This is a genomic window from uncultured Alteromonas sp. (assembly GCF_963976965.1).
GTDB classification, from domain to species: Bacteria; Pseudomonadota; Gammaproteobacteria; order Enterobacterales; family Alteromonadaceae; genus Alteromonas; species Alteromonas naphthalenivorans.
Genome location: NZ_CAXBMP010000003.1, coordinates 121,368 through 136,026, shown reverse-complemented (window position 1 = coordinate 136,026; position 14,659 = coordinate 121,368). Strand labels below are relative to the sequence as shown.

Here is a 14,659-nt window from a genome sequence, read left to right as displayed (position 1 = left end):
TTAATTATACGTCGGTCTTAGCTATACGCATGAAATTATAGTGGTTATTTTAACTGATTTTTAAGCGTCAGGTAATCATTAGAAAACCGCAGAATGGCGCAAAGCCCTATTTACACTTTTTATTAACTTCGGCGTATTTACAATTTTCTTACTTGTCAGTTAAAAGCCAATTGACTAAAACAAAAAATAGTTACTAATTATCATTGAGTTAGAATAAACAGTTAGCGTTAAACTACTTTTATACTGCTTCTTTGGGCAATATGAAAAGCGAGCTATACAAAGTACGACTTATCTTAGGTATTTCTCGTATTTATGGTCGAACCAGATGAAATAATAAACAATAATGTAGTAATTTTACAATATTTTCTAGTTATTGAATTCTCTGTAACTAATCTAAGTTTGTTTCAGCGATAAAAGGGTTAGGGGGGAGTAACTGTATCAGCTCGGCTCTTTCCCCATCAGTCAGCACATAAACGCCGCCATCGTTTCCTACCGCAACATCACGAACCCTTTGATTTACCGAAGAAAATACCTTTCGATATTGAAAAGACTGGCTTGATAAGTCAACCGCATAAAGCGCCTTCGCTTTTAAGGCCGAAACAAGCAAGTGATTAGAGAGTGCCGGAAAAGTATTGTGGTTGTATATCGCCATAGACGATGGCGCTATAGATGGCGTCCAATCCACCAGCGGATTCACCATGCCTTCGTAATGATTAAAGGGGGAAATGGTTGCCCCTGAATAATCTTTACCTAGCGTAACCACCGGCCAACCATAGTTCATTCCAGGCGTAAGCTTGTTTAACTCATCACCGCCATCAGGGCCGTGCTCATGCAAGTAAATATCACCATTTTGCAATTTCACTAACCCTTGTGGGTTCCTGTGCCCCAAGGTATAAACAAACGGTGCATTATTAAAAGGCACATTTGAGACAGGCTCTCCTTCTAAAGTAAAACGAAGCACTTTCCCTAACTGTGAACTTAATACTTGGGCCTGCTCGCGGTAATCGAAACCATCGCCTGTGGTTACCAACCAAGTACCATCTTTCATGGCGACAAGCTTACCGCCAAAATGCACAGGCGTAGCTTTACTGTCTTTAATTTCCATTACTGGTGTGAGTGCTTTAATTTGCCCATCATCAGCCAAAACACCCCGCATCACTGCCAAACGATTAGCGTCGTCGGTACCCTTCGAGTACGAAAAAAGAATGATTCTCGAGGTGCTAAAATCAGGAGAAAGCGCCATGTGCAGCAGACCGCCCTGCCCTTTTTGATAAAGCTGTGGAAGGGGTAATTTTTGTTGAGCTAAGGTTTTTCGAGCTGATGCTTGTGCTGAGCCGGCTTGTTGGGGCGAAGAAGGTTTGCCAGAACTATTAACAGTATAAGGTACAGTGACAATCGTGCCGTCTCGTTCTGCCACTAGCCAGCTGCTATCGGGCAATTGCAAAAGTGCTTTCGGATAATGTAAATCTTTGGCAATTGCCGTCGTTATTGCTGTATCAGACGTTTGCGCCTTAAGAGCACTTTTACCTGATATATTTGCTGAAACACCAAACGCTGACTGTACATTCAAAAACATGAGCAACAAAATGGCTACATGTCGTGAAATCGATTGTGTCCGATGTTTTTTAAATCCGCTTATTTTGTAAACTCGCATTTTATTAATAGCCATTTTATTACCTAGTCTTGCCGACTCACTATTGCTAAACAGCATTCCCTTACCCTATTTATTACGCTACCTTAGCATGCAATAGTAGTTTGATTGTTATAACACCTTAAAATAGCGGAAACAGCGGTTATGTGGTCTTTTATCAAAAGTTTTCTTCCTGCGTGGTTAGCAACCTTTCTAGTGGCTAGCAGTTTACACACGTTTCAAGTACTGAATGCACTGTCCAGTATTGGGGTAGAAATATCATCCACTGAGTGGTTATCTGCTGCTTGGAAGGATGCCGTAGGCTTGCTACCCACCTACGGCATTATCATCGCTGTTGCACTGTTACTTGCGTTCTGGGTTGTCACTATCATTCGCAAATACGCGATAAAGCACGACATTAAAAAACCTCGCTTTATCACGTTAACGAGTGTAGCGGGTGCAAGCAGTATTGCCGTCGCGTTACTTGCCATGCAGCCTATTCTTAACGTCACGCTTATTGCGGGAGCGCGCGGGTACGATGGCTTTTTACTTCAATGTTTCGCAGGACTATTAGGTGGTTTCATTTATGGCTTATTGCGGGCAACGAGTGAGTCGGGTGCACTTTCAAATAGGTAATAGCCGCCACTCCCAACGCTAATGTCACGCAGGATCCACGCTTAAACCTTTCTCAAACCAGCGATCCCCAGCCCCATTCAAATTTATTCAAACTGTCAGCAACCATCACTGAGGTGAATATTTAGCTATAATGTAATAGGTATGTAAATAAAAATGAACATTTGTTACTGTAGCGACATAGTCATCTTTCATTGAAACCTCTCATTCAGGATAAAGCATTATGTTAACGTACCCAGAAAACGTTACTTGCCTGGCCGACAATATTGAAGCCGTTCTTACTAAGCATGCTGATAAGCCTGCGTATACCGCATTGGGTCAAACCCTTACCTTCAAAGAAATAGACGAAAAATCTGCTGCCTTAGCGCGCTACTTCACTCATGAAGCCAAGCTAGAAGCCGGCGACAGAATTGCTATCCAGCTGCCTAACCTTATTCAAAACCCTATTGCCGTTTATGCTGCTTTGCGCGCAGGCTTGGTAGTGGTTAACACTAACCCGCTTTATACCGAGCGGGAAATGAAGCACCAATTTACTGATAGCGGCGCAACAGCGTTAGTTATCTTAAGTGATTTACTGCCAAAATTTGATGCCATTAAAAGCGACACTCAAATTAAAACCGTTGTTGCTACATCGGCGACTGAATTATTAGATGCTGCTACAGCGCCTACTTTAACAGGTACTGTATCGTTAACTGATGCGATTAACGCCGGTGCAAATTTGCCCGCCGTGGTAAGACCTAAAACAGAGTTTGAAGCCCTTGCCATGTTGCAATACACGGGAGGAACTACAGGGGTATCTAAAGGCGCAGCCCTTAGCCATAAAAACGTTATGAGCAACAGCGTTCAAATGCTTGACCACCTAGGCGGGTTCTTCAAGGAAGGTGAAGAAGTGGTAGTTTGTCCACTTCCTTTGTATCACATTTATGCCTTTACTGTTTGTATGATGGCACTATTCGCGAAGGGCAGCCATATCGTGCTTATTCCGAATCCTCGTGATATCGACGGTTTCATTCAAACATTAAAGCCGCATAAAATTACCGCGTTTGCGGGTATCAATACTTTGTTCGTTGGTTTGGGTCGTCACCCAGAATTTGCCAAGCTCGACTTTTCAAAACTGCATTTAACCATGTCTGGTGGTACAGCCCTCGCTCAAGGCGCAGTATCTATATGGAAACAAGTAACAGGCAATACTATTACTGAAGGTTACGGGTTGTCAGAAACCGCGCCAGTGGTTTCTTTTAACTTACCTGGCGAAGAAGAAGTTGGTACCGTTGGTAAACCACTGCAAGATACTGAGGTAGCTTTGCTAGATAGCTACGATAACCCAGTAGGCGAAGGCGAGTCAGGGCAAATTGCGGTTCGTGGACCACAAGTGATGCTGGGCTATTGGAACAGAGACGATGAGACAGCAAAAGTCATGACCAAAGATGGCTACTTTAAAACCGGTGATATCGGCGTTTGGGTAGCATCTGGCGCACTTAAAATTGTCGATCGCTTGAAAGACATGATTATTGTTTCTGGTTTCAATGTGTACCCTAATGAAGTAGAAGATGTACTCACTGCCCACCCAGATATTATGGAAGCCGCTGTAGTCGGTAAACCAGATGAAAAATCTGGTGAGCGAGTATGCGCGTTCATCACCGTCAGCAAGCCAGTTACTAACGATGACATCATTGCGTTTTGCAAAGAAAGCTTAACCAATTACAAAGTCCCTAAGGAACTTACCGTTTTAGAAGAGCTGCCTAAATCTACCGTTGGGAAAATTCTGCGTAGAGAGCTTCGTTCAGTCTAAATTGTCTTGGCGATAATTGCCGTTAATATGAATAAAATCAGGTTATTGCTACCAAAGAATAACCTGATTTGTTTGCTGCAATACCATTTTCATTCTATACATAATCTATTAGGCCTAACGTAAGTCTGCTCCCAACGCTGTGAACTCCCTTTTAATCAAGCAAATCAAAGCTGCTTTTTCTTGTGAAAACAACGAAGAAGGCGAACTTTGGTTAGACGATATACTTAATAAAACCTCTTTATTAGACAACCATGATGCATCCCGCCTTACCACGGGCCTTAGTGCATTGCTCGCCTCTATTGACAATACATACCGCCAACATGGTCTTGAAGCAGAAGGTAAGACAACAAGCGGCGGTTATGCACGTCAAAATAATATGGATAGGCCACCTGTAGCTCAGGGGCAAACTTCGCCTCAAGAATTAGCAGCCATAACCGACAACCTTGTTCAATCGGTAAATACATTATTAACAGCGCAAGCGCGCCCCGAAATTGATGACGACATTGCTAGCTTAACGTCGCTGTCTACCTTGGTATTAGACTTAATTACTGAGCAGCAACATAAAGAGAACGACATGCTGATCCAAAGGCGAGCTATGGATGAGCACAGCATAGTGGTCACGCTCGACTTAAATGGCACTATCTTAAGCGCTAATGATAAATGTTGTCAGCTATCTGAATTTACTCGAGGCGAGCTTATCGGGAACAATGCGGATATGCTCAATGTTAAAAACGTTCCCCTGCCCACACGCTTAGCCATTCTGCAATCCTTATTTAAAGGAGAGATTTGGCACGGCGAGCTTCAAAGTGTCACGAAATCCGGCACCCCTTGGTTTGTATTTTGTACCATTGTTCCCAACGTTAATGAACAAGGCCGTGTCGAAAACCTCGTTGTACTCTGCACAGATATTTCCAATCAAAAAAGGTTAGAAAAAAGGTTAGAGACCGGTAGGCAGTTTTATCAAAGTATTACTAACAGCATCGGTGAAGGTGTATATGCCGTAGATGCTAAAGGCAAAACCCAATTTCTCAACCCTGAAGCATCTCGTTTGTTAGGGTGGGAATTAGCAGATTTACAAAGCCACAGGTTCCACAATGCTGTTCATTATCAAAAAGAAGATGGCACACTTTTATCTCGAGATGAATGCCCCGTAAACCATGCGATCTGTAAGGGAAAAACCTATAGCTCTGATGAAGACTTCTTTACCGATAAGCGAGGACGCATCTTTCCAATTTCAATTGTTGCAGTACCTCTTGAAGACATTCATGGCGAACCCAACGGCCACGTAGGCGTGTTTAGAGATATAAGTGGACGTAAAGGGTTAGAGCGACAGCTGCAACATGCCTACAAAGAAGCGGCTAATGCCAACAAAGCCAAGGGTGACTTTTTAGCCACAATGAGCCACGAAATTCGCACCCCAATGAATGCCATTATAGGCTTAACCCACTTAGCACTTGAAACCGACAATTACACGCAGCAGCAAAGTTACATGACCAAGGTAAAAGGCAGCGCCACCTCGTTGCTAACGCTAATAAACGGCATTTTGGATTTTTCCAAAGTTGAAGCCCAACAAATTGAATTACACCATGCTGATTTCAACCTTGCCGATATGATGAACAAGCTCGCACAGGTGTTTCAACATAAAGCGCGCCAAAAGCATTTACAGTTACTATTCGACATGCGCTTAGACACAGACGTTACCTGTAACGGTGATAGCGACAAGATTTATCAGGTATTGGTTAATTTATTGGGAAATGCAATCAAGTTCACTCGTCACGGATTCGTTAAATTAACCGTCAGTAAAGAAAAAGACGCCCTTAGTTTTTGTGTGAGCGATACAGGTATAGGCATTGATGCCGACAACAAAGAAAAACTGTTTAACGCCTTCGTACAGGCCGATGCGTCTATTTCAAGGGAATATGGCGGTACTGGATTAGGCCTAGCGATTAGCAAGCGCTTAGTTGAACTGATGCATGGTGAACTTGAATTTACCAGTGAGCTTGGTAAGGGAACGCAATTTTGTTTTGCTGTTCCGGAATTGGTTCATGAGACGGCTAATGAAATTAGCCGTGAAAAAGTAAAGCCAGCCATACCCATATCGAAATTGGATCACCCCTTACTGTGTGCGAACACAAGCCAGGATATGGATGAAGCGAACAATATTTTAGCACACACACTGTCGCGACTCTCCATACCTTGCACCTTTGTTAACCCAAATACAGATGCGTTCCCAGTTACACGGCATGATGCAATGGTGTTGCTTCCCGCTAAGCCAGCAGAATGGCAAAAATTCGTCAACCATATAAAACTTGGTGAATATGAAAACCTCAACCTTGTATGTATTGTAACGCCTATCGACACCGAAGAAGCTAAACGTCGATTACAATCTGTCAAACTCAACACGCTTAATATTATAGAGTTACCCTTTACTGACGTTCACATCTTGCGGGAATTATTCCCTACCTCTAGCTCCACTTCGCCAACTCACGCTGATGGATTGGAAAGCAAGATATGGCGTAAGCGACGACTAGCAGGAAAGCATGCCTTGTTGGTTGATGATGACAGTATAAGCCTTGAAATAGCGCAGCAAATTTTACTTGATGCAGGCTTGAGTGTGACCACAGCAACCTCTGGCGAGCAAGCCTTGGCACTGGGCAATAGTAACGACTTCGACGTGGTACTACTCGATTGCATTCTTCCAAATATGAGTGGATTCACTGTTGCTGAGGAACTAAATAATTTAAATGGCTGGCACTGTCCTATCATTGCACTTAGTGCAGATGGTAGTAGCGAGAATAAACAAAAAGCATCTAGCGTTGGTATGTGTGCGCACTTGTTGAAACCCGCAAGCGCGGCTGAAATATTACATGTCATCGACATCAATATTCACACTACTGCCAATCTAAATAACATGCATGACAGTAGCGACCCCTTCCTCACTTCCCTGGCTGAATTTTACTCTAATTACGGAAATGCAGAGTTACTCGCACAGCTTATTAATATTATGATTGAGAATGACTCAAAGCATGATGCTATTAACTCGCTATTGGCCGATGCCAGAAAAATAGGGGCTAATACCTTGATTACCGCGTTGGAAGGGCTACCAAACAACCTTGAAAACAACACTAATTATGCACATAAAATATCCAACATCTCTTTCGCTTTAGACGCCACTCTTCGACTTATTGCGCATACGCTTTCATTGCCAAAAGAGTATGATGAATACGAAGTAGAAGAGACTTTATCGCTCTCAGATTTGTCAGCGGTGATCACTAGCCTTGAGTCATACGATGCCGAGGCGGTGTCTATGCTATCAGCGCTTTACGATAAACATGCATCATCAACATCGGCATCGGTACATGCATTAAACCATGCAAGGCAACTTGTTAGTGTTTACGATTACGGCCGAGCACTTGAAGAACTTTTACGCCTAAGGGATACATTGCTAAATGGCTGATAACCAGAAATCGAGAAAAACGGACTTTAGCATTTTAGTCGTTGACGACGAGCCTGCAAACATCGATTTATTACAGGGTATTCTGTCGCCTTATTACCAAGTAAAAGTAGCGCCCACTGGGCATATTGCGTTGAAAGTCGTAGAGCAGTTCACTCCAGACCTTATTTTACTCGATATCATGATGCCGGGTATTGATGGCCATGAGGTATGCAGACAGATTAAAACTTCCCCAGCGCTTGCCCCAAGACTGGCTAAGGTGCCTATCATATTTGTAACGGCTTTGGGTCAAGGTCAAGATGAAGAGAAAGGATTTGAATTAGGTGCAGTGGATTATATTACTAAGCCTATCTCACCGGCTTTGGTGCTTGCTAGAGTAAAAACTCACATCTCGTTAGCACATCAAGTGAGAGTAACTGAACAAGAAGTTAAAATCAGAACTCAAGAGCTACTTCGTAGTCAGCAAAGTGCTATTAGTATGTTGGCCGCAGCCGGACATTACAACGATACTGACACCGGCCATCACATCTGGCGCATGGCCGCTTATTGTCAGTGTTTAGCGTTAGCCTCCGGTTGGTCACCCGAAGAAGCCTCTTTGCTGGCACAAGCCGCGCCTATGCACGATACCGGGAAAATAGGAATTCCTGATAGTATTTTAAAAGCCCCAAGACGACTTACCTTTGATGAAATGGAAGTCATGCGCACTCATGCGGCAATTGGCTATGAAATATTAACCCGCAGTAATTCACCCTTGTTTAGTTTGGCGGCAGAAATTGCACGCTATCATCATGAAAAGTGGGATGGCAATGGTTACCCTGATTCATTACAGCGTGAACAGATTCCAGTAAGCGCACGCATTGTGGCAATTGCAGATGTGTTTGATGCTCTGACGATGAAGCGGCCTTATAAACAAGCGTGGCCAGATGAAGAAGCATTTGCCTACATTGAAAGTGAATCGGGCAAGCACTTCGACCCGGAATTAGTGTCCACTTTTATGTCTATCAAAGAAGATGTGTTGAAAACAAAAGTTTACTGGAATGAACTTGAAGCTAGAAATGAACTCCCATCAATTGAAGCCTTTCTTCCCTGAGCCTTTATTCTTGGCGCCTTCTGTGAAAGGCGCTAATCAGCGAAAGCAGTTTATTGCGCAAAAAAGTACGATGAAACGACGGGTTTTAGCGTTAATCTGTTAGTTCGTTTTCCTCTAAATTATCAGAATAAAATTGTCATATTTAATCGAATAAAACACGTCTTTTTTTAGAATTGGGTTACCGATGTTCCTCCCTCATATAGGGCGTTGGAGGAACACACTATGACTAACACACACATCGTTACATTTACGGCATTACTCACACTATTACTTACCCCACTTTCTGCTAGTAGCAGCGAGAGCCAATCGACTAGCCTATGGCCCACACAAACACAAAGCGCCCATGGCTATGCTATCGACTTTATACGCGGGGAAGGCGCTGTAAATGGCATCAAATTAGCTTATCAATATAATATCGACCAGCCTTTAAACGTAAGTTGGCCTATGACTTTAACCATGGAAACCAGCGCAAACTTTTGGGAGTATGGCGACGATAACCAGTACGACTCAAATGTCGTACTCGCCCTTTCACCTATTTTACGGTTTCCACTGACCACAGTGTTTGATAAACCTATCGATTTAGAGTTGGGTATTGGGGTGTCGTTGCTAGACGATACACAATTTGCGGGTAAAGACGTGTCTACCCATTATCAATTTGAAGATAGAATTGGATTTTCAACGACGTTTGGACAATACCAAGAATACCGCGTGTCATTGCGCTATTTTCATTACTCCAACGCCGGCTTTAAGAAGCCTAACCCTGGATTAGATTTTGTATCATTATCTTTTAGCCAGCGGCTTTAAGGGTAACGACTCAGCCTAGTAAGCCATTAATTACGATGGCCCAAACAAAAACGCCGCAGGCTCGTTTAGATGCCTGCGGCGTTTCTACTACCACGTATAAACGTGCTAACTGTTGCGTTTAACTATTACCAAACTCAGTTTCGATGATTTCAGCTTGTCTCTTTTCAGATTGAACAAACTGTTTCCACTGCTGCGCCATAGCTCGGCTTTTCTGATGCTTTTCAGCTTCAGCAAGCTGGTTAAGCGCCAGTGCGTACTGCTTTTGATTATAAAGGGCCATGCCTTTAATCAAATACACCAAGCCTGGGTTACGCATCTCACCTTTTTCAACGGCGCGATCTGCCGCTGCAATAGCGTCGTCCCAGCGTTGTTCGTTAAGTAGGATTTGCGCTAACTGAGCATCTAACTCACCATCTTCTGATAATTCTGCTGCTTGCATCATCACCGGAATGGCTTTGTCTTGCTCTTTGGCTAGCGTCCAGCTTTGCCCTAAAAACTTAAGATTTCGAAGGTTTTCTTCCAGCACGCCCTCTTTCATGGCTTGTTCCATCAACAATGCACCTTTATAAGGAGCACGGTGATAGTAATAAAGCTGCGCCATGTTGAAGATATCCGCTGGAGACTCTACAAAACCCTGTTGGTAAGCCGTTTCCATAATCGCAAGCTGCTTACGCTCTTCACCTAACTCACCGTACATACCAGCCAGTTGTATCCAATATTTCGGTTCGCTGTACAGCTTTACCAGCTTAATCAAAATATCTTTTACTTTCTCAGGTTGCTTTAGTTCATAGTAAACCGCGCGTTGAAGAATAAGCCATGCTTCATCGGGTAACATGCCCTCGGCTTCATGTTCATCAATGGCCTGTGTTATCCAATCAGCAGACTCTTGATACTGCTTATTTTGATAGTAGGCTTGCGCTTTTAACACCTTATTTTTAGGTGGTATAACACCGTCGTTTAATACTTCCCAGCGTTCGATAAACTCAATCGTTCTGTCGTAGTTACCTTGCATCAAATGCAACTGCGCTAAGCTGAAAAGCGTCGACATTTCGAACTTCTCAGGAATAGGTTGCTGGTTAACCACGTTTTCAAACGACTCTAACGCTTTGTCGTAATTTTCATCGTTGTAGTAAATAAAGCCGAAAAAGTTATACATCATGGCTTTTTCGTAGCTATTCATCGAGTCAGATTTATCTTCCACCTCTTTAAGAATAGCTATAGCTTCTTCTACATTCCCCGCATCGTCGGCGGCTGATTGTGCTCGCGCTAACTGCTCGTAAACCTTTCCACGAAGTGTAGGCACACGACGGGTTTTCTTATCACTGGCTTTTTGTTCCTGAGCAACTGCATCACCGGCAACCAACAGAGTAGGAACAGACACAGTTGCGCAAACAACTGCAAACGCCAGTGCACTAAGCAATGTATTCGTTTGTTTTTTTCTCATGTCATTATCCGTCTATCTGGAAGGTAATACGGTTTTGAATACCAGACACTTCCGTGGCTTCGCCATTTACCACTCGCGGCTTATATTTAAACTTCATTGCGGCATCCATTGCTGCTTGTTCAAATATACCTTCTGGGTTGGCTTCTATCACGATAGGATCTCGTACTGCGCCTTGCTTAGTTACCGTAAATTCAACAATAACAAAGCCTTCAATACCACGTTGTAAAGCTCGACGAGGATAAACCGGCGCCACCTTAACAATAGGTAAATACTCGCCATCACCAGACTCAAGGGCTAACCCTCCGTCTAATGAAATATCATCACCAACATCTGCACCAAAGTCCATAGACGTCCCTTCCGCATCCGGAGTAGGTGAGTCCATTTGAGGTTGTTCCATTTGCGGTGGCGGCTGATCTGGCTTAGGCGGCTTCTTAGGCTTACGATCTTTTTTCTCGACCTGTTCGTCCTGCTTAACCCTAACAAAGTCAAGTACACTACCCTTTGGCGGTTCCGTTAACGCACTGCCACCCATCTTGATGAGTGATTGCATCAAGAAGAACAGGCCTAACGTGATCGCAAGGGATATAACAAATGCGATTATATATCGTGGCATGATTTATGGCTCTTGAGCTGCAATCGAAACATCAAAAACACCTGCCGCACGGGAGGCATCCATAACTTTAATAAGGGTTTCAGTCGTTGATTCTTTATCTGCTTGAATCACAACGGTACCCTGCGGGTTTTCAGCGTGAAGACGCTCGATGTTCGCCTGTACTGCACGCTCATCTATACGACGCTTATTGATCCAAATTTCGCCTTTGTCAGAGATAGCGATAAGAATGTTAGCCCGGTCTTTTTTAACAGCAGTGGCTGCTTCAGGACGGTTAACATCAATACCCGCTTCTTTTACGAAGGATGCGGTTACGATAAAGAAAATCAACATGATAAATACAACGTCCAGCATGGGCGTCATATCGATGGCTGCTTCTTCTTCATCAACTAGGTTTTGAAAATGTTGCTTCATAATTTTTACCTTACCTTAATGCCGTAGCATTAACGTTGAATAGTCAATGCATCCTCAAGATGCGTGCGTTCAGATTTCACCATACGGTTAAGCCATGTAGAGGCAAATACGCCTGAAAGTGCACCAACCATGCCCGCCATAGTGGGGATAGTGGCTTTCGATACGCCTGATGCCATAGAGCGGGCGTTACCCGAACCAGCAATGGCCATCACATCGAACACTTCAATCATACCGGTTACCGTTCCCATCAAGCCAAGTAGCGGACAAAGCGCAACCAAAGACTGAATAATCGGGATACTACCGTTAAGACGCATAGTTAACTGTGAAATCGTTTTCTGACGAACTTGCTGTGCAATCCAAGAAGCGCGGTCGTTACGTGCAGTCCACATAGACACCGCTTCTTTCTTAGCTTGCTTATGCCAAATCATCAGATACATGGCACGCTCGAGGATCAAAAGCCACATAACGAATATCAGCAGACCGATGACCAGGAGAACCTGGCCACCTGTTTCTGTGAAATCGCGAATTGCCTCCAGAAACTCGATCATGATTAGCTCCGCTCTGCGCGCTCTGCAATAACGCCAGACGCTTGTTCTTGAAGAATGTATACGATGTTCTTAGAACGTGTATTAAGCATGGCGTATAGCAAAGTCATCGGAATCGCGACTACTAGGCCAAGAACCGTTGTAACTAGTGCTGTTGAAATACCACCAGCCATTAGTTTCGGGTCGCCTGTACCAAACAAGGTAATTGCCTGGAAAGTATTAATCATACCGGTAACCGTACCAAGTAGACCCATAAGCGGTGCTACTACTGAGATAATCTTGATGATAGTAAGGTTACGCCCTAACTTAGGTACTTCACCTAAAATCGCTTCGGTAAGATGAAGCTCTAGTGCTTCAACATCAGCATTTGGATGCTCATCACGTACTTTAAGTACACGGCCTAGCGGGTTGTTAGTTTTAACTTCTTTGCTCTTAAGTTGCTTGTTCACTTTCATGCGAATAAGCGACAAGGTAATCAAACGCTCTATGGCTAGCAGTAAACCAAACGCACCAACGATAAGGATGATGTATCCAACCACGCCGCCTTGCTCTACACGCTCTTTCAGATTAGGCGCTTGAACTAACAAGCCTAGAATTGAACCACCGGTTGGGTCGATACCAAACTGTACAAGTTCACCGCTAGTCGATTCTTGAAGCTCTGCAGCAGAACTGTTGTAACGGTCAGCAGGCTGACGGATAAGTTCTGAAACCGTACCAGTCACACCGTTGTATTCAAGGTATTTACCGTCAGCAACTAATGCGAAAGGTCCTACGCGCACCACTTCTTTTGATACTTTCTGGCCACCCGCTTCAACTACGTCAGTAGTGAATTTGGTTACTTTACCTGACTCAGTCATTTCACGTTGCATTTCAAACCATACACGCTCAATTTCTTCGATAGAGGCAAGCTTTGAGCTAGAGCCCATGTCTTGAGCCATCTTATCTAAGAAGTCTGAGCGGCCTGAGATTTGCGCCGATACTACTGAGTTATAGAATTTGTTTTTTGTGTCGCCTGCAATTTGCTGTAGTACACCGAACAATTCTTTTAATGAACCTAAACGTGTATCTAGTGCACCGTTAAGGTCAGCTAACTTGAATTCATTTTCTTCGAATTGCGTTTCAAGCTGTTCTGATTGAGCTAGCATTTGGTCACGACGAGCACGGGTGTCACGCAATACTTGATCTTGCTCAGCACGTTGAGCGATGAAATCGCGCTCACGTTGTTTGTTTTGCTCAGACTGGGCAAATTGACCTTCTTCTAGCTGCTTAAGCAGGGCATCAAGGTCCATTGCGCGGTCGTTCTGTGCTACTGCACCAGCGCTTAAGCTAAGGGCGACTAGGCCAAAAGCGATACGTTTTACTGAATTAAACATTCTCATCAACCTCTTAGTCTGTGATAGCCACTGGTAGCATTAATAAGTCTGGGGCAAGTTGTTTCTTCGCCATGCGCAGACCTTTTGTAATTTGTGTGCGGTAGCTGCTGTTTAGCTCTTCCCACTGGCGAGTTTGCTTGTTCCAAACACCTTGTGAACTAGCATCACGAGTTTGATAAATAAGCGCTGTGCGACCTAGGCGCAAAAACTCAACGTCACGCTCTTGACCATTAATAGTATGCAAACCACTGTAAGCTTCCATGGTGCGGCCGTAGTCCATCTCAACTTGGTACGCTTCCATTACACGACGGAATTTTTCAGATGCGGCAACATCTGCGCGGTCCATCATGGCTTTCAAATCCATTACGCGATTTTTACGTTCTTCAGGAAGGAAAGGTACGTCTAGAGCAATGAACTGCTCCATGCCGTCAATCATGCGCATCATCAACGGGGTGATCTGACGCTCAACAACCGATACTTCATCAATAGCGGCGTTCAAATCATCCATTTCTTGTTCTTGGCTATTAATTTGCTTACGAAGTTGGGTGTTATAAACATCCAAACCTTCTATTTCTTTCATCAATGTTTTGAATTGCTGAAGTTTGCTGTCAATCTGATCGGTGATACCGTTGATTTTTTCCTGCGACTTCGCAGCAGATTCATTAATTTTCGCCGCCTCATCGATAACGGGATTTAGTACTTCATCGTCTTGTGCTAGTACAGGTGTCGCCACAAGCGCGCCTGCAATAAGCAAAGAATTGATAAGCTTCATACATTCAAACCTTTAAAGTTAAAAGAAATCGGGATTACCGACTATAAAATTCTGGGCGTAGGATAGGAGTTTTCCATGACAGTTTTATTACACAACCG

General features: G+C 43.7%; 12 protein-coding genes. 5 read left to right on the top strand and 7 right to left on the bottom strand.

All coding sequences use genetic code 11. The features are described 5' to 3' along the window. Positions 1–388 precede the first annotated feature (388 nt). Positions 389–1,711, bottom strand: coding sequence for a PQQ-dependent sugar dehydrogenase (locus AAC006_RS03685; RefSeq protein WP_126872475.1), 1,323 nt, complete (start codon positions 1,709–1,711; stop codon positions 389–391). An 84-nt stretch (positions 1,712–1,795) separates the two neighbouring features. Between AAC006_RS03685 and AAC006_RS03680 the strand changes: the two genes are divergently transcribed. The 5 genes from AAC006_RS03680 to AAC006_RS03660 all read left to right on the top strand — a co-directional run bounded on the left by AAC006_RS03680 (position 1,796) and on the right by AAC006_RS03660 (position 9,403). Then, positions 1,796–2,266 (top strand): hypothetical protein, encoded by a 471-nt coding sequence (locus tag AAC006_RS03680; RefSeq protein ID WP_013785405.1) that lies wholly within the window; start codon positions 1,796–1,798, stop codon positions 2,264–2,266. 220 nt (positions 2,267–2,486) lie between these two features. Further along, the gene (locus AAC006_RS03675) at positions 2,487–4,055 is read left to right on the top strand and encodes an AMP-binding protein (protein WP_013785406.1); all 1,569 of its coding nucleotides are present in this window, start codon (positions 2,487–2,489) and stop codon (positions 4,053–4,055) included. A 139-nt stretch (positions 4,056–4,194) separates the two neighbouring features. Continuing rightward, a complete protein-coding gene (locus AAC006_RS03670) occupies positions 4,195–7,512 on the top strand; it encodes a PAS domain-containing hybrid sensor histidine kinase/response regulator (protein ID WP_260563485.1) in 3,318 nt (1,105 codons plus the stop codon). After that, entirely contained in the window at positions 7,505–8,599 is a 1,095-nt protein-coding gene (locus AAC006_RS03665) for an HD domain-containing phosphohydrolase (protein ID WP_126872473.1), read from the top strand. Before AAC006_RS03670 ends, AAC006_RS03665 begins: the two co-directional genes overlap by 8 nt. A 222-nt stretch (positions 8,600–8,821) precedes the next feature. Beyond that, positions 8,822–9,403 carry an acyloxyacyl hydrolase gene (locus AAC006_RS03660; RefSeq protein WP_126872472.1) on the top strand — a complete coding sequence of 194 codons (582 nt, stop codon included), beginning with the start codon at positions 8,822–8,824 and terminating at the stop codon, positions 9,401–9,403. A gap of 118 nt (positions 9,404–9,521) precedes the next feature. Here AAC006_RS03660 and AAC006_RS03655 read toward each other — a convergent pair whose 3' ends face one another. Genes AAC006_RS03655 through AAC006_RS03630 form a run of 6 tightly spaced genes read right to left on the bottom strand, consistent with a single transcriptional unit; the run spans position 9,522 to position 14,561 of the window. Next, entirely contained in the window at positions 9,522–10,847 is a 1,326-nt protein-coding gene (locus tag AAC006_RS03655) for a CDC27 family protein (RefSeq protein ID WP_126872471.1), read from the bottom strand. 4 nt (positions 10,848–10,851) lie between these two features. Beyond that, positions 10,852–11,460 carry an energy transducer TonB gene (locus AAC006_RS03650; protein WP_013785411.1) on the bottom strand — a complete coding sequence of 203 codons (609 nt, stop codon included), beginning with the start codon at positions 11,458–11,460 and terminating at the stop codon, positions 10,852–10,854. Positions 11,461–11,463: 3 nt separating this feature from the next. After that, positions 11,464–11,871 (bottom strand): biopolymer transporter ExbD, encoded by a 408-nt coding sequence (locus AAC006_RS03645; RefSeq protein ID WP_013785412.1) that lies wholly within the window; start codon positions 11,869–11,871, stop codon positions 11,464–11,466. A gap of 29 nt (positions 11,872–11,900) precedes the next feature. After that, positions 11,901–12,419 (bottom strand): MotA/TolQ/ExbB proton channel family protein, encoded by a 519-nt coding sequence (locus AAC006_RS03640; RefSeq protein ID WP_013785413.1) that lies wholly within the window; start codon positions 12,417–12,419, stop codon positions 11,901–11,903. 2 nt (positions 12,420–12,421) lie between these two features. After that, the gene (locus tag AAC006_RS03635) at positions 12,422–13,789 is read right to left on the bottom strand and encodes a MotA/TolQ/ExbB proton channel family protein (RefSeq protein WP_208805326.1); all 1,368 of its coding nucleotides are present in this window, start codon (positions 13,787–13,789) and stop codon (positions 12,422–12,424) included. A 13-nt stretch (positions 13,790–13,802) separates the two neighbouring features. After that, complete coding sequence (locus tag AAC006_RS03630; RefSeq protein WP_288389299.1) at positions 13,803–14,561, bottom strand: DUF3450 domain-containing protein; 759 nt, start codon at positions 14,559–14,561, stop codon at positions 13,803–13,805. Positions 14,562–14,659: the final 98 nt, after the last annotated feature.